The sequence below is a fragment of the Halalkalibacter alkaliphilus genome (genome assembly GCF_023555415.1).
GTDB lineage: Bacteria > Bacillota > Bacilli > Bacillales > Bacillaceae_D > Halalkalibacter > Halalkalibacter alkaliphilus.
Window position 1 is genome coordinate 35,789 of record NZ_JAKRYL010000019.1, and the last position, 26,113, is coordinate 61,901.

The following is a 26,113-nucleotide window of genomic DNA, read 5'->3' on the forward strand; positions in this document are numbered from 1 at the left end:
GTGTTACAAACTGAAACAAAGTATCTCAAGTCATGTTTAAATTATACAGGTGGGAAGCATAAATTATTAAAGCAAATTATCCCTTTGTTTCCACAAGATATAAACAATTTTGTTGATTTATTTTGCGGTGGAGCAAATGTGGCTATAAATGTTAATGCAAAAGGGAGTATGCGGGGCATAGATAAGCAAAGAGAGGTATTAAGGCTTTTTAATACCCTAAAGGAAACATCCAAGGAAGAAGTATTCAATATCATTTATAATATCATTTTAAAGTACGAGTTAACTGATACCAATAAACATGGGTATTCTCATTATGATTGTGAGTCGGGAAGTGGACTTGCAGTTTATAATAAGGAGCGATTTGTAAAGTTAAGAGAGGATTACAATAATCGTATAAATGACAATAACTATTATGATCTTGCATTTTATCTTTTAACAGTATATGGGTTTAATAATCAAATCCGGTTTAATAAAAAAGGGCATTATAATATTCCCGTAGGAAAAAGGGATTTTAATGACAAAATTCAATTTAACTTAATTAATTTTCTCGATGTAATTAAAGAGAAAGATATTGATTTTATATGCCATGACTTTCGTGAAGTTGAAATGGGACTTTCGAAAGGGGATTTTCTTTATGCAGACCCGCCATATTTAATCTCGACTGCAACATATAATGAACAAAATGGGTGGACCGAAACGGAAGAATATGACTTATTAAACTTATTAGATAGGTTAGATGCAAAAGGTGTAAAATTTGCATTATCGAATGTACTCGATCATAAAGGAAAAGAAAATACTATTCTAAAGAATTGGGCTAAGAAGTACGAGATTAACCATTTAAACTATAACTATAATAACTCCAATTATCAAATCAAAGAAAAGACAACTAAGACATCTGAAGTACTTATTACTAATTATAGGAAATAAATTGTTACCTTCTCAACGCTGTTGGGGAGGTTTTTTAATGTGTGCCCGGCATGTCTAACAGCTAGGTGGTGTAAGTCCACTACAGGCTTGGCGGTGGGAACTGTTAGCGAATGGCAAGGGTGTCTAGGGCGACTTAGAATCTGAAGGAAGCCGGACGAGTTTCCATTACAAAACGAAGTCCAACACTGCCCGAATCTCCTGCAGTAAATCCAGTGTCTACGAGAGGAAAGCGGTTAGACTTACCCGGGGAGGTCTTACTGAAGGGTTTAGTATCCGTTTGTGATGTTATAAAATGTAAAGAATAGAGAGGTATTTAGATGATTGGATAGAATGTTTAATATATTCAAATATGCTTGGAGGTATGGTTTTGATTATTAATTCAACGCACTATACGTGGGTAATTGGGAATACAGGTTTTAGAGAAAGTGCCTTATATCAAAAAATTGAAGGTTACATTCTTCTTCTTGAGGAATTTACAAAAAGAGGCTACCAATGGGACAAGAACCAAACTGAATTTTTTGAGTTAATGAATGAAGCAGGATTTATGGAAGACGCTAGCACAAATGCTACTAATATACCTAAGGCTTCTAGATTAAAAACATCTCCTCTTCAAAAACTAGGTCTTGTTAATGAATCAAGAGAGATAACAGAGGTCGGGAATGTGATTTTACGACGATCAAAAGAACGTCTTAAGGTGGAAAATAAACTATATTTTGACGATGAGCATTTTCTTGAAAACGATGGCGATATATACATAAAACAGCTGCTTAAACTTCAGTTTTCAGCAACCAAAGATAAAGGTATTAAACCTTTCATTCTATTTTTAGAGTTATTAAAGGAGTTTGGGAGCTTATCAAGAACAGAAATAACTTTTATACTTCCCTTAATAATAACCGAAGAATTAAAAGAAGAAGGAAAAAGAGCCATAGAAGAATTCCGGAACAAAAAGGAACAACAAGAATGTAGTAAGGAAGACATTGAAATTTGGATACAAGATTACATAATTAAACAGAAATATAATCTTAGAAAATATGTTGAGGTAAAAGCATATATTGAAGAAAAGGCTGAAGAAGTTTTATCACATTTAAAAGAAGAAAATGATAAAGATATACTAGACTTCATATTACCTGTTGATATGAATGGAAAATCAGCTGACTATAGTAAACCTTTAGTACCTTTGTTAACAGGTATATATAATATATGGCTTAATATTAAAAATAAAGAAGATACTTGGGATTCAATAAGAGAAACTCTTGATGCTATAGAAAAAACCACAGGTACACAAGAAAAAAGGTGGAGAGATTCACTGTTTGGAATTAAAAATAAGGGAGTGTTAAAGTCTAAGGATATTGAGGGATTAAATAACACTTTACTTAATGAGTTTAAGAACCGTGTATATACTGAGGATTTTAAAGACCTTTTGATTAAATTCTATGACATTCTTACATATATCAAATGGTACAATAACTTATTAGATTACGCGGACCATAATTTAAGGTATTTAAAGCTATCTAATATTTTGGAAGAGACTTCATTATTTGAAGAAAAAGCAATTAGAATAAGTGATTTTTATAAAGTTCTTGTAGATAAGATACTAGATGACAGTGAAATTAAAAAATATCATACTAGTACAGATGATTACTTTGATTTCTTGTATAACACCAACTATCAATTGCCAAAGTTTGAAGACGATGATTTTATTAAAATATCTGATGAAGTAGTTAAAAGAATTCAGGAAATCAGTAAAGATGATGTGGAACTACCTGCGAAAACGGAAAATCCTAAGCAATATGTTTCATCACTAAAAGATAAGTATAATGAAACAAGAATTAAAAATATGAAAGATAACTTAAGGAAATCTATCATAAATGAAGATAATGGTAACTTGTTAGAGTGCTTATATTTATTAGAAAAACGGAGTAAAAGTAAGGATAACAAGTTAAAGGGTTATATGGATACAGAGGCCGATGTGCCAACAATATTCGAATATTTGCTTTGGCAAGCATTCTTATTACTAGACGGATACGTTGGAAATGCAATTGACTTTGCAAACTTCGATTTAGATATTGATTTAAAACCGATTCAGCACGCTGGAGGTGGAATGGCAGATATTATCTTTAAGTATGCAGACCATCACTTAATATTAGAAGCGACTCTTACAAATGATGAAAATCAAAGAAGAGCTGAGATGGAACCTATACCTCGACATTTAGCTAAGTATAGACACGAAGTAGACGATAAGACTAATTGTCTTTTTGTAGCACCATATATAGATCCTAATGTGGCTGTTGTTCATAGAATGTTTAAGTTTAACCCGTATTATGTTAAAGACAACAATAATTATGTTGGAATCGAAAATTCAGAGATTATTCCATTAGGTATTAGTGAATTAAAAAATCTAATAAAATTTGCTGTAGCTAATAATAAGAATTATCATTATCTCAAAGAAAATGTTATTGATATATTGAATAGTTCTGAAGAAAGAGATGGATATTTATGGTATAAAGATGAAGTCGTACAAACGATTAATAACATAAAAGAGAAAGTAGAAACAGCTAGTTAAGTATTAGGAGGTAAATATGGCACAAAGTAAATAGTTATTTTTCCGATAACACTAATTCTTGAGACTTTTGTAAATTCTTTTATAATGGGAAGTAGCAAAAGATTTAAATGCAACCTTTATTTTGTAAAATTATGTTTACACCTAATGAAGATAAAGTAATAATCAAAATTTTATATGATAGGAGTATTCAAAAAGAAGAATTAAGGCTATGAAGAGCATAGCTAGTATCCTTTTTTAGAGAAGAAAATCAAGAATACTTATAAAAGAATTTTTAGCACTAACAACCTCCCGAAGGTCGTTGGTGCTTTTTGTTTTAGAAGTATTTTTACACCTATATTCATAATAGAATCCGTGCTGAAACAATCTTGTTCTTTTCAAGGAAATTCCAATCATTTAGCTTATCTAGTTTTTAGTCTAACATTTTTCTTAATAGAATTTGGTAAAATATGATATAAATTTATTGGATTATGATAAAAATTATTTAAAGTATTAATTTTGGAGAATCGAATGGAAAATGGAACCTTTAGGCTTTAATGACAAACTATAAAGATAATTCCCTTTTATCTGAAAACTTAATATAAAGACAACTCCCTGTAAAGGAGGTTGTTTTGTTATAATTGAATTTAGTAAATATTGTATTTAAATGAAAAAGGAGAATACAATGATTTATACAGTTGACAGGGTACAATTTGATGTTAATGGAGAATTGATTGTTTTTGAGTTTATTAATCGCTCCAAAGATGACAGAAATTTTGTGAAGAAAAAGTGTAACTCTCTTTATCTCATTCCGAATGTAACTTTGGTTGTTGTCATCTATGATGATCGTTTTATGGATGGAAATGAGATTATAGTCTTAAGAAAAGGTAACAGAAAAGTATGTAAGTGGAATGAATATAAGGAGTGGTTTTTATTAAAAAATGCTGCTAGCGTGACTAACTCAGTTTCAATTTCAAAGCGTCTTGGGTCAGCTACTCAAAACCAGGGAGATCCTTATGTACATGAAGTGTTAGAAAGAATACATAGAATTGATTTTTCTTTGGATGATAGTGGTTTAGGTATTACAAAAGAAGCATTAAACAATGAAAGTACTTATGGTTTTGATTTTGACTTATTTGATGATACACATAATAATATTATTGAGTTTTTAAATAATGAAACAAAAGAAAAAGATAAGAATCCTATTGAAAACATACAAGCTCACCCTATGCGATATTCATGGATTTCTGAAGAAGAACAGAAAAATTTTGCAAAAAAAATGAAAGAGATTTATCCTAATTGGAACAATCCACGTAAAAGTGATAATCGGCAAAAATATATATCTTTGTGGAAAGCTAAACAAAAGCTAAAAGGAGAATTATATCTTGTAAATTATAACAAGCTTAACAAAACTGAAGACTTATCAATAATTGAAGTAATTGAATTAGATGAAAATAAAGGGATCATGTTTGATATTTCATATAAAGTAAAATATGAAGATATGATTAGTTGGTTAGAAAAGATGAATACGGTTCCCTATGATGCAAAACAATATTTAACTAAATTTCCAAAAGAGGTTCGTGACAGTTTTTTTTGGGGTAATTATTATCGAAATCAAGCGAAGTATCCAGTTCCTAAAAGGAGTCATATTGGAAAGTGTTATAAATAGAAACTTGAAAATGTTATTAGTAACGAAAAGAAGGAGATAAAATGAAAGTAAGTAAATTAGACCAAGTCTTCAATTTATTTGATACAAACGGACGTAGAAGTGACGTTATTAATGCGTATAATATTTATACAAATATATTAGAACAAGTTTATGAAGAGAGTGAATCTAGTGTATGGAGACGCTATCCAAATGAATCGACACAGTTTCGATTTTATGAGTTGGCAATAGAAAAATCCCCTGAGATATTTAAACAACATCCAAAGTACGATAACTTTGTTAAAGCGATGGAAAATCCCAAAATAAAAATGGCTTTTGATAAAGGTGACATTAGTTATCTCAAGCAAACAAATGGGTTAAAGCAATTATATGCTGATTTAGATAACGCAATTGAGGGTAGAGCACGCCACTACTCAAGTAACTTAGTGAAAATTGGTTTAGCTGATGAACATCGTCAAATTTCACCAGTCGGGAAATCATGGATTCACGGTAAAAAATTACGTAGAAGTAGGTTTGAAAATCTATTACCAATTGATGAAACAAACTTGATTTTTTTACGACAATTATTGAAACTTAGAGTTTACGCCAAAGATGGAGAAAAATATTACTCTCCTATGTTGATGGCGATGTATATTCTTTTGAATTATCAACGAGTAAGCGAAGATTTGTTTATTACGATGATTCAAATGCTGAATCCTTATTTACCAATCGAACCATCCAGTTTTGTTGAAGAATTCTTAGGTGGTCATGCTCAAAAATTAGAAAGAGAGTATGTTCCATTTTCAACTGATGCGTTAGATAAAATAAACAATGAACCTATCCCAATGTCAAAAGAAGTCTTTGCTAGTCATTTTTCAAGTGGGAAAAGTGAGAAAACGATTAAAATTTATCGGGAGTTCTATGAGAATTTGGTGAGGTTTAATAGGGAAGGAACAACTGAGAACCTTGAAAAATTGGTCGAATTATTTTCTGATACGCAGAAAAAGTCAATGATAAACAAGGCGTTTGGTTTTGGTCGCAACGTTTTCACTTTTGATACAAGAGATAGAACGAATGTCAGTAAGTTTATGGAGCTTAATGAAGATGTAGATATTCTCACAAACGAAGACTTAAACACAAAATTATTCTTACAATTCCAAGCTTCCAAACGTCATGATGGGGTTCGTGAATATGGTGATGTTACTCGACGAGTAATGAAAGTAACAGGAATAATTAGCTTTAAAAATGGTGTCGTTGAGTTAGCACAACGCGATTTATGGCAGAAGTTTTTTTCTAAGATTAATCTGGAAAACATGGTATTCGGAGAGTCAACAAATGAAGCATATGAGAGCTACGAAAAGGAAATGACTTCCCCTTTCTTAAACCATCTTACGCTTGAAGAAATCCTTGAATATGAGGATGAAAAAGTTGAACAGGCTATTGTTGAAATTAAGGATGAATTGAATTTAGCTAGTGAGGAAGAAATTAGAGAAACAATATTTAATCAAACAAGTGAGGCGTTCATTCAACATATTGAAACGAATTATCCAAAAGAAAAAATACTTGAGATATTACAATTATTTTCGGATCGCAGTAATGACTTGAAAATTCAAAAAATGGTTGCGGAAAATACGGATGTTCCGACGATTTTTGAGTATATTGTTGGAATTGCTTGGTATCATATTAGTTCTAAAAAGTTTGATTTATTTTCTAGTTTTAATTTGTCGATGAGTGCAGATTTTGAACCCGAGACACACGCTGGAGGGGGAGCAGGGGATATCGTTATTGATTACGATGATCATATCTTAATGCTTGAAGTAACATTAATGAATAAGCATGCGCAGAAACGTGGAGAGTGGGAGCCTGTTTTACGACATGCAACCAATTTAACTATTGAATCAGCACCTAAAAAAGTAACCACCTTATTTATTGCAGACGATTTGGACGAGAATACCATTAATATTTGGCGAGCTGTTGCAACTGTTCCATTACAATCTTCGCGAGAAAGCGATAAGTTTGCTGATACAGTCACAATTATGCCGGTGAAAAATGAAGAGCTTGCTAAAATGATACAAAATCGAAAAAATGAGACTGAACTCCTTGAAAGTATAAAAGAGTCGTTCGATAAGTTATCAACGGATTTCAATATGGGGTGGCGTGATGAGATAATAAAGTTTATATAAATTATAAACCTCTTTTACTTAATTCATCACCAAAAATAGAGAGGAAATTGGTGATGAATATACTTCTCGCTTATATAAAAGAAAAAAAGCTGATAATAACTTTAAAGTAAATTCTTATATAGGGTTACCAAGTACTTCAGGAATATATAGCTTATTATTCATGTTTCTTCGAGGAATGTTTTTTAGTAAAATATATACACTGATTGAATAAGGTAACCGCAAAAAAGCTAGGGTAATATTTTTACACATTGCTGTTGCAATACCTTATAAAATCAACGGTTAAAGTAGAGTGTGGAATTCAATTTCTTTTTTCGTTGGGGGCCAGGTACCAATTCCAAAGACTGATGAATAAGTCCATATGTTTTGATAGTTTATCTAATTTTAAACTATTGGAGCAATCAAACCCGCTCATTTTTTCTGGGCGGGTTATTCGCATAATAAAACACACTAAACATTTGATAGGACCTCATTTACTGTACGTTTTATAGTCGATATTTGGAAAAAAATCCTATATAATGGCCGTATGGACACAGGGAAAGTTAATAATTATAGAAAAAAATATATCAGTAGGAGAACGTAATGACGGATGAGAAGAAACTAATTGTTAACTCAAAAAGAGGGAATTTATTAAACGAGCTTACAAAATCTATCGTTGAGTGTAAGAGCTTTTATTTTAGTGTGGCTTTTATTAACTTTAGTGGACTTCAATTATTGCTCGATTCTTTTAAAGAAGCCGATCAAAAGGGCATAAAGGGGAAGGTCATTACTTCCACCTATTTAAACTTCACAGAATCAAAGGCGCTGAAGAAAATTACTGAATTTAACAATATTGATTTGAAGGTTTTTGTTACAGATAAAGAAATTGGGTTTCATACAAAAGCTTATATTTTTGAATATGAAGATCATTATAAAGTGATTATTGGATCTTCCAACATTACGCAGAGTGCTCTAAAAAGCAATATTGAATGGAATGTAGAAATCATCTCAAAAGAGGAAGCGACTTTTATTAAAGATGTTATAAAAGAATACGAGCATTTATGGTCCATTAGTGTGGAAGCGAATGATGAGTTTATTCAAAACTATGAAGCGTTTTTAAGTAGGTTGATTAATCCCGAGATGACGCAGCATCAACTCATCTATGAAAACTCGACTTATATTACTCCTAACCGCATGCAAAAGCGGGCGATGGAAAACTTAGAACGAATTCGATCTTTTGATGAAAAGAAAGCTCTTGTGATCGCAGCTACGGGGACAGGGAAGACGTATATGTCTGCTTTTGATGTGAAAAATTACAATCCAAAACGAGTGTTGTTCATTGTCCATCGTGAAGAAATTTTGAAAAAGGCAAAGGAAACGTTTGAACATCTCATTTCAAATAGTGGGATTTCCTTTGGTTTGCTAACGGGGAATGAAAAAGATGGGAATGCTGATTATGTGTTTGCTACCATTCAATCGATGTCTAGACGGTATGAAGATTTTCGTAGAGATGAATTTGATTATGTAATCATCGATGAGGCTCATCATGCAACAAGTCCAAGTTATCAATTAGTTTTGGATTATTTTGAACCAGCCTTTACATTAGGGATGACGGCTACGCCTGAGCGTAGTGATCACAATAATGTGTTTGAGTTGTTTGATAACAATGTTGCGCTTGAAGTACGATTGCATGATGCACTTGAAGATGAACTCGTCATCCCATTTCACTATTTCGGGATTACGGATATAGAAGACATTGACTTAAGTGACGTCGATATCGATGACATCGCTGAGATTACGAAACGGCTGAAAGTGAATGAACGAGTTGATTTCATTATTGAACAAATGAACTTCTACGGACACGATGGGCAAAAACGTAAGTGTCTCGGATTTTGCGCGAGTGTCGATCATGCGACATACATGTCAGATGAGTTTAACAAAAGAGGATATAAAAGTGTATGTTTATCTGGTAATGATACCGTTGAAAGACGTCAAAGTTTTATGAAAAGGCTAGAAGATGATGCGGACGAGCTAGAATTTATTTTTACGGTAGATATTTTTAATGAAGGGGTCGATATTCCTTCAGTGAATCAAGTGCTCATGTTAAGGCCAACGAATTCTCCGATTGTGTTCATTCAGCAATTAGGACGGGGACTACGAAAGCATAATAGCAAAACGTTCCTCACTGTTCTTGATTTCATCGGCAATCATAGCAAAACATTTTTAATTGCAATTGCATTGAATGGGAGTCGTTATTATGACAAAGAGAGTTTAAAGGTTGCGATTGCTACTGGATTTGCGAATATTCCAGGAGCTACTCATATTCAAATGGATAAAATTTCACAAGAGAGAATTCTGGAACAAATTGACCAGGAAAACTTTAACTCCATGAAATATTTAAAGGAAGAGTATTTTGAATTCAAGAAATTGAACCAAGGGTACACGCCTTATTTCTTAGTTGATTATTTGAAGTTCGATGGGGCTCCAGATCCCGTTAAATTCATTGATCGTGAGAAAACGCACCTTCAATTTGTTGCAAAAGTGGAGAAAGACAAGGAGTTAAAAGGGTTACTGGAAGATGATTTATTCGAAGGCGCGTTAAAAGAGTTATCGGGTAAGTTGCCGATTAAACGGGTGTATGAGTTTGTAATTGCTAAGTATCTTCTAACGCACGAACGTATCAATATAAAAGAAGCCAAGCATGAGATATTAAAGCATGTGAAAGAAGTAGATGAAGATAGCATTTTACATGCATTCGAATGTTGGAACCAAAATTACTACGACAGTGTGCAGAAAAAAGGGAAGCTGAAATTATTTGAATTACATGATGAGGTGCTTTATAAGACAGATGCGTTTCAAACTGTGTTGAACAAACCGGAGTACCATAAATATATTGAAGATACGATTACATATGGAATGTTTCGTTATGAAAAAGAGTTCAAAAATGATTATTATGGGGTACCTCATTTTAAGGTATTTGAACAGTACCAAATGATTGATGCGGCATTGCTTTCCAATTATCGCAAAATCCATACAGCGTTTCGAGGTTCTGGTCTGCTTGCAAATGGAAATGAGTATTTCTTATTTATTGACTTACAAAAGGAAGAAGATATTAAAGAAAGCATTAATTACAAAGATAAATTTATCGATCAAAACTTCTTTCAGTGGCAAACTCCAAATAGTACAAAGCAAGATTCAGATAGAGGAAGAAACATTATACTTAATCAAGAACGTGGAATAAACCTTCATTTATTTGTTCGTAAATATAGAGAGATTGATGGGAAAGTGGAGCCCTATATATACATAGGCAAAGGAAATACAGTTGAATACAAAGGGGACAAACCGATTACCGTTAAGTTTGAATTAGAAACAGAAGTACCTGCAAACGTTTATACAGAATTTGTGAAAAAAGTATAGAAACAAAGGTGGACCCCAAGTTACATGCTTGGGGTCCAACGTTTACTTTATTTCGTTTACCAGTTGTTCGACAGCTGGGATATCAGCCGGAGCCCATACAAGAGATTCGAGATTGTCTCTTTTCAACCAGATTAACGTTGAATGTTCGTTCGCAATAGGTGTTCCTTTTACAATTTTTGATTTAATTGCAATTAAATTTATGATGAACTTCTCATATTCATGAGTGATGTCATTAAATAACTCAGATGTATCAATTTGACATTGTAGTTCTTCTTGGATTTCTCTTTTCAGAGCAGTAAAAATGTCTTCGTCTTTCTCGACCTTTCCACCAGGGAACTCCCACATATTCGGAATGGCCATCTCTGGAGATCTAAGTGCACATAAGATTTCATTTTGTTCGTTTTCTATAATTGCTGCAACAACTTTTACTGTTTTTTTCAAGGTGATGCTCCTCCTATTGGGTATTGATGTGTCATTATCATAACATTTTCAGCTAGAATCGTGTCTAATCTTATGGTTGAAAATTTTAGTTTGGGAAAAAATGAACGAAATCTCAGACAAAATGTATCTATAGATTGTATAATTTTGTTATCTGAATTTTTTATGGAGGGGTTACATTGGTTTGGGCAAATATTGATAAGCCTACAAAGCGTATTACATTGCATCCTAACAATGATTTAATGAACCCGAATGCAAAATACAAAGGAATGAATGAGGTCAAGAGAGATTCTAGTTATTCACTTTTGGATAAGGTTTAAATCTGAGTAGTTTAATAAAGGGTAATAAGTAGGAGGAAATTATGAAAGAAAAAGCTTGTCCATTTTGTACAATTGGAAGCTATTTAGTAGAAAATCAACTCGCCTACGCCATCTACGACCAATATCCCGTTTCAAAAGGACATGCTCTCATCATCCCTAAACGACATGTAGCAGATTATTTCGATACGACTGAAGAGGAGAAAGAAGCACTCCACTCTCTTGTTCAACAAGTTCGAGAACTTCAAAAAGATCAATTCTCTCCAGACGGATTTAATGTAGGAATGAATTGTGGAGAGGCTGCAGGGCAAACGATTTTTCATGCTCATATCCATGTTATCCCTCGTTATAAAGGAGATATGGCAAATCCACGAGGTGGTGTTCGAGGTGTCATTCCATCAAAGCAGTCTTACTAAATAGAAAGGATCGTGGTTATGCCTACATATAACAAACTTGTTCGAGATCGAATTCCTGAGGTCATTGAAAAGAGTGGGAAAAAGTTTCGGACAGAAATATTAGATGCTAATACATATGAGAAAGAGTTACGAGTGAAGTTGAAAGAGGAAATGGACGAGCTCTTACAAGCGGAGTCAATTGAGGCGAGAGTAGAAGAGATGGCTGATTTGTTAGAAGTACTTTATTCGCTTAGTCGTCATGATGGAGTTGAACCAGAAGAAATTGAACGTGTGAGACAGAGGAAGTATGATGAGCGAGGTGGCTTTCAGGAAAAAATTTTATTAATTGATGTAGAGGATGACTAGGATGCGTCTTGTTACAGAGTTATTAATTGAAGAGATTGTTGAGGCGATTGAACAGTCCTCTTCAGTTTACATTTTAACGGCTTTTTTAATGAAGTCTGGTGTCGATTTACTAAAAAAGCCTGTAAAAGAGGCTCTAAATCGTGGGGTAGAGGTAAAGGTATTAACGGGTGATTATATGTATGTCACTCAGCCAGAAGCGCTTCAAGCCCTATATGAATTGGATGATCGGATTGAAATTCGGTTGTGGAAAAGTAATGGACGTTCCTTTCATCCGAAAGCGTATTTGTTTCAATTTGAAGAAGATCAAGGTCATGTCATTATTGGATCGTCAAATTTATCTAGGTCTGCTTTGACCAGAGGGGTGGAATGGAATGTTTCCATACCAGCTGGTGAAAGTGAAGAGTTACATAAAGAAGCACTTGATTCCTATTTGAAACTTTTTCTAAGTGAAAATACAGTGCCTGTAAATGAGCCAACCATCCGAATGTATGAAGAGAACTATAACGAAGTGAACGCTAAAACAGGACAATTTAGCGCCTTTGATGCTGAGGATGAAGCCGAGTTGATGTTTGGGGATGAAAAGGACTACGAACATGTAGTTGCTGAACCTAAAGAACCTTATGAGGTGCTATCGCCACGTCAAGCACAGGCCAAGGCTTTAGAGGAACTGGAACGAACAGTCGAGGATGGCTACAACAAGGCACTGGTTGTTATGGCGACGGGGCTTGGGAAAACATACTTGGCTGCTTTTTTTGCTAGACGCTTCAAGCGTGTACTCTTTATTGCTCATCGGGAAGAAATTTTGTATCAAGCAAAGCGAACGTTTGAACATGTGATGCCTGATAGGACACATGGAATTTTTAATGGAAAACAGAAGGATGGAGAGGCTGATTTTGTCTTTGCTTCGATTTTTTCAGTGGCAAACCGGAAGCAAGTAGAAGAATTTGGACAGGATGCGTTTGATTTAATTGTCATTGATGAATTTCATCATGCAGCGGCTCGCTCGTATCAGCATGTACTCGATTATTTTTCTTATTCGTTTTTGTTGGGTTTAACAGCAACACCTGATCGAATGGATGGGAAAGATGTGTATGCCATTTGTGATGGGAATGTTGCTTATCGGATTGACTTTATTCAAGCAATTGAACAGGGTTGGCTTAGTTCGTTTCGTTATTACGGCATTTATGATGAAATTGATTATTCGCAAGTTACGTGGCTTGGGAAGCGCTATGATGAGGAAGAGTTGCTAGGCTTACAGTTAAGGAAGGATGTTTTTGATAACATCTACCAAGCTTGGGTGAAGCATAAGCAAACGAGGACGCTGGTGTTTTGTTCTTCTATTAAACAGGCTGATTTTTTAGCAAAATCTTTTACAGATAAAGGAGTAGCTTGTTTAAGTCTAACGTCAAAAACGTCAGCTAGGGATAGAAAAGAAGCTGTTCAGAAGCTTGAATCAGGCGAACTGGAAGTAATTCTAACTGTTGATTTGTTTAATGAAGGAGTGGATATTCCGCTAGTAGACACTCTACTGTTTGCTAGGCCAACGGAATCCCTTAGTATTTTCACACAACAAGTAGGGAGAGGATTAAGGCTTGCTCCGACAAAAAAATCATGTGTCATTATAGATTTAATTGGAAACTATCGGAATGCAGATGTGAAGTTGAGTGTGTTTCGGAATCAGGACAGTGAAGGAAAAAGGGAGGCTGGTGTAGCTATTCCGGCGGTTCCTGATGTTTGTTCGATTGATTTAGAAACTAAGGTCATTGACCTATTAAATGAGTTACAGCGAAAAAGAAAACCGCGACGTGAGCAAATGATTCACTCTTACTATGAGGTTCGTGCTGAGTTAGGAAGAGATCCTTCTTATTTAGAATTACATCTCCATGGAGAATTTGATGGAACCCAATATAAAGCTGAATTTGGTTCGTACTTTGCCTTTTTGAAGGAAGCTGGAGTATACACTGATGAAGAGGAACAGGTATATAGTAGTTATCGTCAGTGGTTTCTAGAAGTGGAACGTACCACAATGACCAAAAGTTATAAAATGGTGGTCCTTTCATATATGTTATCGCGGGGAGTGGAGCAATGGTTCAAACCTGTAACACCTGTAGAGGTGGCATCTTATTTTCATCAATATTATATGTCGGAAACGTATCGAAAGAAAATTGATTTTTCAGCTAAGAATACAAAAGCGATGTGGGAGTATGATGAAGGAAAAGTGGCTAGGCTCGTTGCTCAAATGCCAATGACAAAGTGGGCGAATAGTTCAAAGGGATTGGTAACTTTTGATGGGGAGACTTTTGAATTAACTTTTGAGGTTGATGGATCTTCTAGTGGGAAGGTGAATGAGTGGACGAGAGAAGTTTGTGAGTATCGGTTGCATCGGTATTTTGAGAGGAAGGCTGGTAGGTAGTGAGGTTAGTCTGCTGGAGTTTAGGTGCCACTGTCACCAGCTAGCAAATCGAAATATGATGCCAAAAAAGAAGGGAGCATACAAAAAGGATTTGCCCTAGACAAATCCTTCATTGCTCTTGATTGCTTAATGTTGTTTATTCGGTAATTTCTTTTCTGGATGCCCTTTTCCTTGACGTTGTCTATTTTGTTCATCCTTTTGTTGCTTGTCGTGTAGTTTGTCTATAAATTGTTTTGTATCATCCATCATGCATCGTCCTTCCTTATCGTTATTTTCTTTATTAGGGTTCCAAATTGATGGGGAAACATGTATTGATCTGAGAATGTCCTTAAGCTTACGGGAGAGCAATTCTTCAAGAAGGTATTGCTCTTTTTCTGATTGAAATGATGGTCAGGATAGTGTAACTGCGGTTTCTGATATCTAAAGTTATATAGGGAACAATTATTCATAATACCACTTGAAGAAGAAGGGAATTATGGATGAGAAAAATAATGTTTTTAACCCTAATGACATTTGTACTATTGAGCATAACTGCAATGGTCGCTAATGCTGAAGTAGAACATGATAAAGATATAACTAATGTTATCAATGAGTATATACCTTCAAACTCTTCACTGATAAGTCCTGAACACCCTGTTTCTACTAAACCATTTCAGCTATATGATTTTAATCATGACGGAAACGATGAAGTAATTATTAACTATAAACGTAAAGCGAAGGAACAACCTTCTCCATCACAGTACGGAGCGATAATATTAAAAAAAGAAAATAATGAATGGAAGAAAGTTTGGGAAACAAAATCTCAAGGAGTTGGATTAGACTATTCGGGATTGGCTGATATTACTGGTGATGGTACTAAAGAGTACCTATTCGGTGTAACAATTGGCGCAGCTGCAGGAAATAAGCTTGAGATTTTTAAATGGGAAAATAATTCATTGAAAATGATAACAGAGGTTTTTTATCACATGATGGAACTATTAAGTAATAAAGATGTTGGAATGATAGTTTGGCAAAGGTATATTGCCGATACCTATTTTGTAGATGTTCTTAAATGGAATGGTCTAGAATTAGTTCTTGATGAAGGGTTATATTCAAAATACTATCCTGTTATTGAAAAATTTCACAAAGATAAAATATCAAAAATGGATGCTTGGTTCTATTGGTATACACTTGCAGACGCCCAGATAAAAGCAAATTTATTTGATAAAGCTGTGAAATCTATTCAAAAAGGTACTTCATTAGCCGAGCAATCATCTTTAGCTGATGTGGTTGAAAAATTTAATCAATTAAATGTTAAACTGGAAAACAAGAAAAAATCTAATGAAACTGAAGGAGCGTTAGATGAATAAGGTCAGCGCACTACTTGTTGAATTAACGAGGTAATTAACTGGTTAAGAATACCAAACATCGCACATACCTTTTATTGAGGAGGTATGTCCATTGAAGCTGTTAGTTGTTGATTTGAAATCAAAATGGTGGATTATTGTTTTTTCTTTGTTCTATATTTCTTTGGTGTTATTCGTTAGCTTTGGAGGAGGCAGTTCGTTTTATCCAGGAAGACTTGATGGAAGTTATACTGGAGTGTCACATAATTTTGTCCCTTTTTCCACCATTGGTACTTACCTATTTAATATTCATGCCTATAATTTTGATTTTTGGTTTTATAATACTTTCGGTGTAGTGTTACTATTTATTCCAATAGGAGTATTAATTCCTCTACTATTACCTAAATTAAAGAACGCTTGGACAATAGTATTAATATTGATGTTTAGCCTTACTATTGAATCAGTGCAATACGTTACACAATTAGGTGTGTTTGATGTAGATGATATTATGTTAAATTCATTAGGTGGATTTATTGGTATTTGGGTTTCTAGTTATTTAAAAAGAAAAAGGTATTTGAACTAAAGGAGGCGTTAATCCAAAAGAGGGTTAGCGCTAGTTGTCGTCGGCAACTCCTTATGTTTATTGTGTTTATGAAACAGGTTAGTTGTAGAAACTTCACATTTATTTGAAACAAATTTGTCCTTTTAATCGTAAGTGATATAAATAAGTTCACTAATTTAATAGGCAACACCATTTTTGAGGTTAAAGGTGAAATGAAGCAGATTTCTTCATCTATAAGGAGGGGTAACTTGAAGAAGGTAAAGGGATTTTTAATATTATCAGTTATTGGAATCGGAATTGTGTTATTGGTATGGAATGCAAGTACCCAGACATTTCTAGTAGAGAAAGAAATAAGGGAAATAGAAGAGTTAAGTAAGTTTGATGACCGAAATATTTTACTACCAACATACGCTCCTTTTAAAATCCATGAAGTTGATTATGAGGAACTTTACAGTGGAGGACGTGCTATTAAGGATAATGAAATTGTGTATGTTGATGAAGAGAATCTAGACTATTTAACCCCGAAAATTCACTATCACTCTTATGATAAACCTAATAGAGAAATGGAAGTCTTTATTGTCAAAAGTCTGGATAATATTATATATGATGAGATTGTTGAGTTCGGTGATGGTCTTAAGGGGTTTTATCGTGTTCATCAAACAAGACAATTTTTCGTTTGGGAACAGGATAGTGTCTTTATAGATATGGTGGTTACAACCGAAGATGAAGCACAACTATTATCAGTTGAGGAAATTGTTAAAATAGCTGAATCGTTTAAGAAGTTGGACACGGGAACAACTTAAATACAATCAATATTAAATTAGCGGAAGCGTTAGTTGAAGAAGATGTCATTACAATTATAACCAAGCTCCTTTTAATTGTGCTGTTTTCTCTGTTAATTACCGTGTCAATTACTGGTGGATCAGGTTAAGCACCCGACCTGATAAATAAACGGAGAAATTTCTATTAATTAGCAATTAGCACTGAAAATAGTTTAAATAGACGGAAAAATTCCGCTTATTGACTCGAGGAGAAATCTTAAATTGGGAAATTTTTCTTTGCTTAATCGGAAAACCTCCCCCTATATCCCCCGGAATGAGCTATATTCTGCATCTAACCGGAAAATCTCCGCTTATTTTACTATACTCAATTATTGACAGCCTTCTTAATTAGAAATCAATATAGAACTTTTGTAGAAAGCATTTTACTCTGGTTTGTTAAGCTAACGGGCTCTAATCTTCAAGAAGGAGAATAGCCTTCTCTTATTGAAGCAAAGGTGATATAAACTCTTATATTAAAGGAAAAGAAGCTCTTGTATCTGAAATAGAACGGAAAGCTCTTACGTGTCGAAGGAATAAATGGGAGCATCTTTATTGAACTATTCAATAAAGATATTAGTGTTAACAACCTCATCGCATTGAACGAGTTAATGAGACCGTTGAATGTCATAAACCACGTTGGATATATGAACACAATTGTTCCCCAACACAAAAACATTGCTATTTTTGTGTGGCAATGTAGATTATCGAAAACACCAGAATTTGAATGGTTAGACTTTTAAAAGTCTAAGGCTATTGAATCACTGATAATTGATCAACCTCCTAAGGTATAGGAGGTTTTTTTCATGAGCAAAAAGAAACAAGAAGACAATAAGGTTCGAAAAAAAACAGTTGCACAAAGGAGAGACAGGTCATCTGCTGGTGTTGTGGGCAGTGCTTGCTCAACGGACATTCAGTATATATGACGAAAAAAGTTTTATACTTTAGTACATCATGTACGTTGCATGAGAAAATTTAGTATATTATGTTTAGTTTGTATTAAATTACATTAAAAGTTTTATTAAAGGGGAGAGATCAGTGAATTACGATCTGGAAAAGAACGATCATGGGTTAAAGTGGACCCCCTTTAAATCTTGTGTAGTCCCAAGGCCTATTGTCTGGATTCCTACAATAAAATAGCTCATTTGCTTAACAAATTTTCCTACTATTTAGATCCCTCTTTTTGTAAGGGTTTTCAAAAAACAGGTGGGGTATCCTCGGAATTGTCGAGATTCCATAAGAGAGGAGTAGTCCCCTACCTTGTCATCGAGTATAAACAATTCCGCACTCACAATTCCGCACTCATAAATCAACTGGAAGAAGTCCTAAAATCATTTGTTCAGGAAAAACTTGAATTGATTATGAAAGAAGAACTGGAGAACTTTCGTTAAAGTTGTAAGACCCGAATTTTAAAATAGAAAGAACGGCTACTATCAGCGTTCATTGGACACTAGATTGAAAGAACCATTAAGGATATTCGCAAAAGGCTTAAACCTACATATAGTTTTGGAGTTTCATAGGTTAATGAGTTTCTGTAATTCTCTATGATTTACAGAGGCTTCATATAAATATAATGCTGTCTGATTTGAATGAGGGGGTGGTTTCTATGGAGTAGTCGGAATATTTAAATTATGTCAGAGGGGAGAAAAGATGATGAAAGCAGTCGTAGTGGGGATTAAGGATGGATATGCTGCATTGCTACAGGACGATGGAATGGTGTGAAAATGAAGAACAGAATTTTACGAAGGAGTGATGAATATGCAAGAAAAGACGATGCGAAGAAAAGGCAGATTAAGTGTTATAGTGACAGTAATGTTTTTGATGTTGTTGGGTGCCGGAGCATTTGGAGTAGCAGCTGAAGATAAAATAACAAAAAATGGAATAAAAACAGAGAGCGCAGCTGAAACTTCGGGCTATGAAATGGTTCAGGAAGCTAAAGCTTTGGGTATCACACCTGGAAAATATCATATAATCACTAATTTGCTTGGCGAAGAGGTAACGGAAGAGAATATTGGTTTATCCGTTAAAGAATTAATGTCTCGATTTGTACAACCTGGTCCTCCATATAGAGTGTCTCAAACGACTTCTAACCTTGAGGTAGAAGCTGATGGCGATTCTTTGTTCAATGCACTAGTTGACGCTCTTGACATTTCAAGACGTGGAGATACCATTGATGGTTCTGCTGTTACTCATTTCACGTACATTTCCGATAATGAGAATGTTGTTGAAAGTGTAATCAATGGAGATCAATCTGCTGTCGATAGCAGCCTTAATTTAAATGGAACTGCTAACTTGGAAGTGCTTACATTAACAATTGATGACAGAGTTGAGTCTGTAGATTTACAGTTCACTGTTCAAAAAACAGGTGCTATTGTATTAAGTGACGGATTCAAACATGCTGAATACGACCGTAATTTCCGATACTATGTACCATCCAGTTATGATGGTCAAAGCGATGTTCCATTACTGTTTTACTTCCATGGAATGGGTGGAAGCGGTACTGTACAAGGAGTTTGGCGCGATATAGCTGAAGAAGAAGGCTTTATTGCCGTATTCCCAAGTTCAACCGTATTGCCAACAAATGATCCGAATTCAGGTTATCTTCCAGGTTTCTTCGGTAATCCGTTACCTGTTGCAGGTACTCAATGGGATCCTGGTTACTCTATCGCTCTTCAGTATATTTACAGAGATCAAGTGGACGATGTAGGTTTTGTTTCAGCAATGATTGATCATTTTGATGAACTATACTCACTTGATCTTGATCGCGTATATGCTACTGGTTTCTCTAGTGGTGGTATGTTCTCATTCAACCTTGCTGTGAACTTGTCAGATAGACTTGCTGCAGTTGCACCGCTTGGAGCTACTATGACCTTAGGATATGAAATTAATGATGAGTCTCCAACAACACCAATTTCAATAATTCACGTAATGGGAGAAGCAGATACTGTTATTCCATTCCAAGGCGGGACTGACAACTTTGGTGCGAATTTTGGTGAACCTACTTTCCATCACTTCTTAGATGTAGGTCCTTGGTGGGCAGATAAGCTTGGCATTGATAACGATGGCCGAGTAGATGGAGAAACTGTGTCTGATCGCGTGACTAGATACTCCTACACTGGTGATCATGCCGATATTATTCAATATGCAATTGCTGGACATGGTCACTCTGAGCCTAACAATGCTGATATTAACCGTCAGATCGTTTGGGAATATCTAAGTCAATATACTTTGAACACAGACCTACTTCAATAATTGGATGTTTCGCTGAGGGTCAGGGTCAGGGGGACAGGTACCTCGTCCCGCCTTGTTGGCTCCAGTGACTCATTAACTGGCACTATTACGAATTCCTATTGTTACGCATGGTAGATTAGGTTTAAGTGAACTCAGTAGTGGAAAAGAGATGTTTTAGGAAGCATACAAAAAGGATTTGTCCTGGACAAATCCTTTTTTGCTTCTGATTGCTTAATGTTGTTTATTCGGTAATTTCTTTTCTGGATGCCCTTTTCCTTGACGCTGTCTATTATTTTTTTGAAACTGGAGAAAAGAATAGTATTTTGGGAACTTAATTCGTACCATGTACCGCACGTGGACATTCGACAGGCTTTTTCTGTATGGGGTACATTGTGCTTAGTTTGGTACTTGTGTTTGTTTTTGACCACCGCATTTGTTTCTATGCGGTGTTTTTTTCTTTGAACGTTCGTTACTATAATTTTTAAAAAATAATTTTTCTAGGAAAACTATCCACTTGTAAATGGTAAATAGTATACTTTATCTAGTATGTACTTCCAATGATCTAACTATTTTAAAAAAGGAAATATTTAAAAATAATACTAGCAAGAGATTATGAGGGTGGGCGAAATTTATGAAAATAGTAATTGCAGAACGGGATAATCATGAAAGAGTTGCAATCGAATGGTTGATTTCGACCTATTCTATACCGATAAACAACGTTTTCGTTGCCGGTACAGTGAAAGAAACAATGGCCCTACTGGAAAAAGAACTACCTGAGATTTTATATCTAGAGCTAGACATGATTCCAGCGGAAAATTGGGCACAAATTCATAGGTATGTTAAAAGTTACTCTCCTAAAATTATCGCTGTTACAGCAGAGGCAACCTTTGAACGGGCTAAACAGGCGATTGAACTAGGGATTGTTGATTTACTCGTAAAACCATTAGATCCAGTAAAAATTAGGCAATGTCTTAAGATGGCACACTCCCTTGTCGCTCACCACAAAAATGTCCATGTCTTTTCTCCTCATCAGGACGAGGGGTATTCTTACAGGACATTATTTTTAGATGAAGAGCTCAATAATGGTGATATGGCCTTGCTCGTATTACGTGCGGAAAGCAACAATAAGCTTGCTGATTTGCTTCAATTTTTAACGTACTTTCCGTTTCGTGAACAGCCAACTGTCCTGCCATTAACAGATATGGTAGTTTGTTTATTTAAAAATCAAACTCAACATTTAAGAGAAGAGGCATGGAAAATATTAAGCGAGTGGGAGGCGTTAAGTGCTGATCCGCTTGTAGCGGTGCTTATTCCAGCTAATAACAAAATGAAAACGGTTCATGAGATGTATCTTGCTGCGAGAAGACTGTTAGAAATACCATTTTTTATCGGTTATCGCCAGGTTATTTTACCGAAAGAAGAATATGAATGTTGGTATGAAATGGACCCGTTCTTAACTTCCGCTGAACAGCGAGAATGGGTAGATATGTTAAATAGTTTTGACAAACAGAAAATAAAACAATGGATGCACCAAGAGTTTTTGCATATGGAGACGCCTTTTCCTAACCCAGAAACGTTAAGGACGAGGTTGACCAGTATATTAGCTCAAGTAAGAAGATTTATGAAAACATATCAACTTGATCATGGTGAAACGGAAGAATATTATATGAGGATTTTTTCGGAGATTTTGTACAATCGAGTTTTATATCGAATTGTTCAGGAAATGCTTCTATTTCTATATGAATTACTTGATCGTTCGAAGATTAGTGAACTTTTTTCAAAAAAAGATGTGATTGAAAGAGGAATCCTTTATATCGAAAAACATTATATGGATCCTAATTTAACATTAGAAAGTGTCGCCGAAGCAGTAGGGAGAAGTACGGCATATTATAGTCATTTGTTAATGAAAAAACAAGGAATTTCGTTTCGGCAACTATTAGCTAATAAAAGAATGAATGAAGCAAAACGTCTTTTGCAAGCGAGCCAGCTAACGATCAAAGAGATTTCACACCAAGTCGGATTCCGTAATCCTAGCTATTTTACGCGACTATTTAAAGAAATGACTTCGCTAGCTCCACGAGATTATCGATTGCAGATGAGGAAGGGAAATGAATCTTCACTTACGGATAAATCGTAAATAATTATAATAATCGTAAATAATTATAAGTTTTTAGTGAGGTAAAGGAATGATGATTCACGTACTTCGAAAGAAAGTATCAATATTCGAAAATGAATCATCTATTCTATGAAGCAATTAGCCTTTATAATTTTTAGTATATTAAGATAAAGTAGAGTATTCAAAAAGATCCGAAAACTATTAATTTGAAAGCGTTATCTTCTCGCGTAGGTCGTAACGTACTACATCCTTATCTTATTTAAAAATAATTGTAAAAGGGGGAGTTTATATGTCATTGATACCGGAAAAGGGGAATGCACCTATCGTCGAGGACAAAAAACGAAAAACACGATTATCCGTGTTTTTACCGGCTTTTCTCATTGTCGGTGGTGGGGCCGTTCTAGGAATTGTCAACAATCAATTGCTGGCTGACATTTCAATGAATGGATTTATCGGATCTTTACGGGGGCTTGGATGGCTTTATCAAATTATTTCCATCGCTGCACTAATTATCGTCAGTATCGTCACCTTTACAAAACTAGGTAACATTCGATTGGGAGGTTCGGAGGCAAAACCGAAATATTCGTTTATGGTTTGGTTTGCGATGGCATTGACTGGAGGGATTGCCACGGGGGTCATTACCTATAGTGTGAATGAGCCGATCATTTATTTTGGTGATATTTATGGGGAAATGGCAAATACAGGTGTAGATCCTGGAACATCGGCAGCAGCCATTTATGCGATGGGACGTTCGTTATACAATTGGACATTTGTTCCGTATGCGATGTACTCATTGAGCGGTTTAGTCGTGGCCTATATGTATTTTAATCGAAAACAAGAATTGTCAGTGTCTGGAACATTAACTCCTCTGTTTGGAAACAAAGTGACAAAGGGAATTTGGCCAGGGATTATTGACACATTAGCTGTGTTAGCGATTGCACTCGGGCTAGCTTCTTCATTAGGAGCAGGTTTGGCGTTAGTTGGATCTGGTATTGAGACTACTTATGGTATTCCGCAAGGGCCGGTTGTCTGGTTGATCCTAGTACTTATCATTACAGGATTGTTTACGGTATCTGCATTAAAAGGGTTAGACAAAGGGATTCGCCGCATGTCCGATATTAATGCAAAGGTATTTTATGTCCTGCTTGTTGTCCTCATTATTATTGGTCCTACGTTATATATTTTACAATCGACAACGGCTGGCTTAGGCCATTGGCTTCAAAACTTCTGGAGCTGGGGTCTTGATCCGGGAATCGTTGGCGGAGAAGCACTTGTTATGTGGTGGACATTATACGATTGGGCGATCTGGATTGCTTATGCACCTTTAATGGGGATTTTCTTAGCGATCATTTCATACGGTCGAACGATTCGCCAGTTTATGCTCATCAACTGGATCTTACCAGCTGTATTCAGTATCCTTTGGTTCGGTGTTTTTGGTGGGACAGCGTTGCACTGGCAACAAAACGGCACAGTTGACTTAGTATCAACTATTCAACAAAGTGGAGCTGTTGCAGGTCTATGGGCGTTCTTAGCTAATTTACCGTTAGCAGCTATCATCATTCCTGTCGTTATGATTGCTTTAATCCTTTCATTTGCTACAGCTGCTGACTCAATGGTTCGAGCGATTGCGACGTTATGTACGGTGAATATTCGTTATGATGAAGAACCGGCAAAATGGAAAATGTTGATTTGGGCGGTTTCGATTGCGATTATTGCCTATGTGATGGTGGCATTCGCTGGAGGGGTACAGGGCGTAGACGGTGTAAAATACCTTGCTGCTTTAGGTGGTTCCGCTGTTCTGTTCGTCTTTGTACTACAAGTATGCTCAGCAGTGAAAATGTTCTTCATCGATAAAATTGAAAAATAATCTTATGACAGAAAAGAGGAAATAAACATGGCGGATCAAGGGATGAAAAAGGTAGCCCTCGGTAATGCAATGACATTAGAGATGTTTGTCTCCATAGCGCGTGATGGTGCTCATGTAGATTTTTCAGACGCATACCGCCAACGAGTAGAGAAGTCATGCGAGCTCGTTACCAGATGGATGGAAGAAGAGAGGGTCATGTACGGGGTAAACACAGGTTTTGGAGCTCTTTCAACACAAATTATATCCCGTGACCAGACAACGCTGTTACAGAAGAATATACTTTTGTCTCATGCTACCTCTGTTGGAGAGCCATTAGAAGAAGAATGTGTCAGAGCAATTATGCTAATGGTTTTGCAAAATTTGGGGCAGGGTTACTCTGGAGTTCAACTTCAGACGTTGGAAATATATCGCCAATGCTTAAATCGTGGTGTCATCCCCTTTGTCCCTCGGGAAGGTTCTGTTGGGTATTTGAGTGTTGAAGCCCATGTGGCCCTCGTGATGATTGGCGAAGGAAAGGCCTTCGTCGATGGAAAGTTGTTACCAGCGAAGGAAGCCCTCCATAAAGCGGACTTAGAGCCGATCGAACTCTCGGCAAAAGAGGGTTTAGCTTTAATTAGCGGAACAACGAGTCCGACTGCGATTGGGGCACTTGCCTTACATGACATGTTACAAGCGGCTAAGTCTGCTGACATCATTGGTGCGATGGCTTTAGAAGTATTACGCGGGACAACCCGAGCATTTGATGATCGGCTGATGCGTGTTCGTCCACATCAGCAACAAAGAAACACAGCTGCAAATGTAAGAAAAATATTAGAGGATTCGATGATTGCAAAACAGTCTATCAATCATCGCTTACAGGATGCTTTATCGTTACGAGCGATCCCCCAGCTTCATGGGGCTGCCAAAAAAACGCTCCTTGATGCGTTGACTACCTTTGAGGTAGAGATGAACGCATGCTGTGACAATCCGATTTTGTGGCCTGATGAAGAGGATGGCGGTGCGATTTCAGGAAGTAATTGTGACTCATCGTATGTAGGGATCGAATTAGATTCAGCATGTATTTCTGTAACGGCCATTGCGAAAATGTCGGAACGAAGAAACTACCGCTTGATCAATTCTCATCTTTCAGGTTATCCTACCTTCCTTGTTCAGAATGCGGGGATCAATTCAGGGTTAATGATTCCTCAGTACTCACAAGCAGGCCTTTTAAATGATATGAAACTATTATCCCAACCAGCGACGGTTGACAACATTCCAACATGTGCAGACCAAGAGGATTATGTTGCTATGGGATACAATTCAGCAAAAAAGGCCCGCGAGATTGCCAGAAAGCTAGAGTATGTCTTAGCGATTGAGCTTTTGTCAATCTATCATGCTCATCAATTTTTGGAAGGCAATCTCACTCCTGGCTCTGCTACAAGGGCTGTGTTGGAGCGAATCGAACAATCAATACCCAAAATGACTGAAGATACGTATCTTTACCCTTATCTAGAAATATTACAGGATTTTATCCATTCAGGAGAGATCCTTTCAGTAGTAGAAGAGAAAGTCGGTAAGTTACTTTAAGATTTTAAAAAA

General features: G+C 35.7%; 19 protein-coding genes. 16 read left to right on the plus strand and 3 right to left on the minus strand.

Annotated features, from left to right (window positions below; translation table 11 throughout):
* From MF646_RS16710 to MF646_RS16730, 5 genes are all read left to right on the plus strand, one after another.
* On the plus strand, positions 1-927 hold the full coding sequence (locus MF646_RS16710) for a Dam family site-specific DNA-(adenine-N6)-methyltransferase (RefSeq protein WP_250097657.1): 927 nt from the start codon (positions 1-3) through the stop codon (positions 925-927).
* Between the two features lie 367 nt (positions 928-1,294).
* Positions 1,295-3,490, plus strand: coding sequence for an AlwI family type II restriction endonuclease (locus MF646_RS16715; RefSeq protein ID WP_250097658.1), 2,196 nt, complete (start codon positions 1,295-1,297; stop codon positions 3,488-3,490).
* 661 nt (positions 3,491-4,151) lie between these two features.
* Entirely contained in the window at positions 4,152-5,135 is a 984-nt protein-coding gene (locus MF646_RS16720) for a hypothetical protein (RefSeq protein ID WP_250097659.1), read from the plus strand.
* A gap of 41 nt (positions 5,136-5,176) precedes the next feature.
* Entirely contained in the window at positions 5,177-7,294 is a 2,118-nt protein-coding gene (locus MF646_RS16725) for an AlwI family type II restriction endonuclease (RefSeq protein WP_250097660.1), read from the plus strand.
* A 579-nt stretch (positions 7,295-7,873) separates the two neighbouring features.
* Positions 7,874-10,687, plus strand: a complete 2,814-nt coding sequence (locus MF646_RS16730; RefSeq protein WP_250097661.1) for a DEAD/DEAH box helicase — start codon at positions 7,874-7,876, stop codon at positions 10,685-10,687.
* A 42-nt stretch (positions 10,688-10,729) separates the two neighbouring features.
* Here the strand turns inward: MF646_RS16730 and MF646_RS16735 are convergent, their stop codons facing one another.
* Positions 10,730-11,128, minus strand: coding sequence for a (deoxy)nucleoside triphosphate pyrophosphohydrolase (locus tag MF646_RS16735; protein ID WP_250097662.1), 399 nt, complete (start codon positions 11,126-11,128; stop codon positions 10,730-10,732).
* Between the two features lie 176 nt (positions 11,129-11,304).
* Here MF646_RS16735 and MF646_RS16740 point away from each other — a divergent pair, with 176 nt between their 5' ends.
* The 4 genes from MF646_RS16740 to MF646_RS16755 are packed head-to-tail and all read left to right on the plus strand — an operon-like array spanning position 11,305 to position 14,616.
* A complete protein-coding gene (locus MF646_RS16740) occupies positions 11,305-11,445 on the plus strand; it encodes a hypothetical protein (protein ID WP_250097663.1) in 141 nt (46 codons plus the stop codon).
* A gap of 41 nt (positions 11,446-11,486) precedes the next feature.
* The gene (locus tag MF646_RS16745) at positions 11,487-11,858 is read left to right on the plus strand and encodes an HIT family protein (RefSeq protein ID WP_250097664.1); all 372 of its coding nucleotides are present in this window, start codon (positions 11,487-11,489) and stop codon (positions 11,856-11,858) included.
* An 18-nt stretch (positions 11,859-11,876) separates the two neighbouring features.
* Entirely contained in the window at positions 11,877-12,203 is a 327-nt protein-coding gene (locus MF646_RS16750) for a nucleoside triphosphate pyrophosphohydrolase (RefSeq protein ID WP_250097665.1), read from the plus strand.
* Entirely contained in the window at positions 12,196-14,616 is a 2,421-nt protein-coding gene (locus MF646_RS16755; protein WP_250097666.1) for a DEAD/DEAH box helicase family protein, read from the plus strand. The genes MF646_RS16750 and MF646_RS16755 overlap by 8 nt, the downstream gene beginning before the upstream one ends.
* 126 nt (positions 14,617-14,742) lie before the next feature.
* Here the strand turns inward: MF646_RS16755 and MF646_RS16760 are convergent, their stop codons facing one another.
* Entirely contained in the window at positions 14,743-14,862 is a 120-nt protein-coding gene (locus MF646_RS16760) for a DUF4023 domain-containing protein (RefSeq protein WP_084138602.1), read from the minus strand.
* Positions 14,863-15,095: 233 nt separating this feature from the next.
* On the opposite strand from MF646_RS16760, the gene MF646_RS16765 reads away from it, so the two are divergent.
* From MF646_RS16765 to MF646_RS16780, 4 genes are all read left to right on the plus strand, one after another.
* Positions 15,096-15,965: a hypothetical protein gene (locus MF646_RS16765; RefSeq protein WP_250097667.1), complete on the plus strand. Its 870-nt coding sequence runs from the start codon at positions 15,096-15,098 to the stop codon at positions 15,963-15,965.
* 91 nt (positions 15,966-16,056) lie between these two features.
* Complete coding sequence (locus MF646_RS16770; RefSeq protein ID WP_250097668.1) at positions 16,057-16,524, plus strand: VanZ family protein; 468 nt, start codon at positions 16,057-16,059, stop codon at positions 16,522-16,524.
* A gap of 227 nt (positions 16,525-16,751) precedes the next feature.
* Complete coding sequence (locus MF646_RS16775) at positions 16,752-17,306, plus strand: hypothetical protein (protein WP_250097669.1); 555 nt, start codon at positions 16,752-16,754, stop codon at positions 17,304-17,306.
* 1,773 nt (positions 17,307-19,079) lie between these two features.
* Positions 19,080-20,573 carry a CE1 family esterase gene (locus MF646_RS16780; RefSeq protein ID WP_250097670.1) on the plus strand — a complete coding sequence of 498 codons (1,494 nt, stop codon included), beginning with the start codon at positions 19,080-19,082 and terminating at the stop codon, positions 20,571-20,573.
* A gap of 210 nt (positions 20,574-20,783) precedes the next feature.
* On the opposite strand, the gene MF646_RS23520 is transcribed toward MF646_RS16780, so the two are convergent.
* Complete coding sequence (locus tag MF646_RS23520; RefSeq protein WP_420842530.1) at positions 20,784-20,897, minus strand: DUF4023 family protein; 114 nt, start codon at positions 20,895-20,897, stop codon at positions 20,784-20,786.
* A 286-nt stretch (positions 20,898-21,183) separates the two neighbouring features.
* Between MF646_RS23520 and MF646_RS16785 the strand changes: the two genes are divergently transcribed.
* The 3 genes from MF646_RS16785 to MF646_RS16795 all read left to right on the plus strand — a co-directional run bounded on the left by MF646_RS16785 (position 21,184) and on the right by MF646_RS16795 (position 26,101).
* Positions 21,184-22,689, plus strand: coding sequence for a helix-turn-helix domain-containing protein (locus MF646_RS16785; RefSeq protein ID WP_250097671.1), 1,506 nt, complete (start codon positions 21,184-21,186; stop codon positions 22,687-22,689).
* 268 nt (positions 22,690-22,957) lie between these two features.
* A complete protein-coding gene (locus tag MF646_RS16790) occupies positions 22,958-24,535 on the plus strand; it encodes a BCCT family transporter (RefSeq protein ID WP_250097672.1) in 1,578 nt (525 codons plus the stop codon).
* Positions 24,536-24,562: 27 nt separating this feature from the next.
* Positions 24,563-26,101 carry an HAL/PAL/TAL family ammonia-lyase gene (locus tag MF646_RS16795; RefSeq protein WP_250097673.1) on the plus strand — a complete coding sequence of 513 codons (1,539 nt, stop codon included), beginning with the start codon at positions 24,563-24,565 and terminating at the stop codon, positions 26,099-26,101.
* Positions 26,102-26,113: the final 12 nt, after the last annotated feature.

Coding starts and splice junctions, on each gene's coding strand:
- MF646_RS16720 (WP_250097659.1), top strand. CDS start 4,152: ATGATTTATACAGTTGACAGGGTACAATTTGATGTTAATGGAGAATTG.
- MF646_RS16725 (WP_250097660.1), top strand. CDS start 5,177: ATGAAAGTAAGTAAATTAGACCAAGTCTTCAATTTATTTGATACAAAC.
- MF646_RS16730 (WP_250097661.1), top strand. CDS start 7,874: ATGACGGATGAGAAGAAACTAATTGTTAACTCAAAAAGAGGGAATTTA.
- MF646_RS16745 (WP_250097664.1), top strand. CDS start 11,487: ATGAAAGAAAAAGCTTGTCCATTTTGTACAATTGGAAGCTATTTAGTA.
- MF646_RS16750 (WP_250097665.1), top strand. CDS start 11,877: ATGCCTACATATAACAAACTTGTTCGAGATCGAATTCCTGAGGTCATT.
- MF646_RS16755 (WP_250097666.1), top strand. CDS start 12,196: ATGACTAGGATGCGTCTTGTTACAGAGTTATTAATTGAAGAGATTGTT.
- MF646_RS16760 (WP_084138602.1), bottom strand. CDS start 14,862: ATGGATGATACAAAACAATTTATAGACAAACTACACGACAAGCAACAA.
- MF646_RS16765 (WP_250097667.1), top strand. CDS start 15,096: ATGAGAAAAATAATGTTTTTAACCCTAATGACATTTGTACTATTGAGC.
- MF646_RS16780 (WP_250097670.1), top strand. CDS start 19,080: ATGCAAGAAAAGACGATGCGAAGAAAAGGCAGATTAAGTGTTATAGTG.
- MF646_RS23520 (WP_420842530.1), bottom strand. CDS start 20,897: ATGGTACGAATTAAGTTCCCAAAATACTATTCTTTTCTCCAGTTTCAA.
- MF646_RS16785 (WP_250097671.1), top strand. CDS start 21,184: ATGAAAATAGTAATTGCAGAACGGGATAATCATGAAAGAGTTGCAATC.
- MF646_RS16790 (WP_250097672.1), top strand. CDS start 22,958: ATGTCATTGATACCGGAAAAGGGGAATGCACCTATCGTCGAGGACAAA.
- MF646_RS16795 (WP_250097673.1), top strand. CDS start 24,563: ATGGCGGATCAAGGGATGAAAAAGGTAGCCCTCGGTAATGCAATGACA.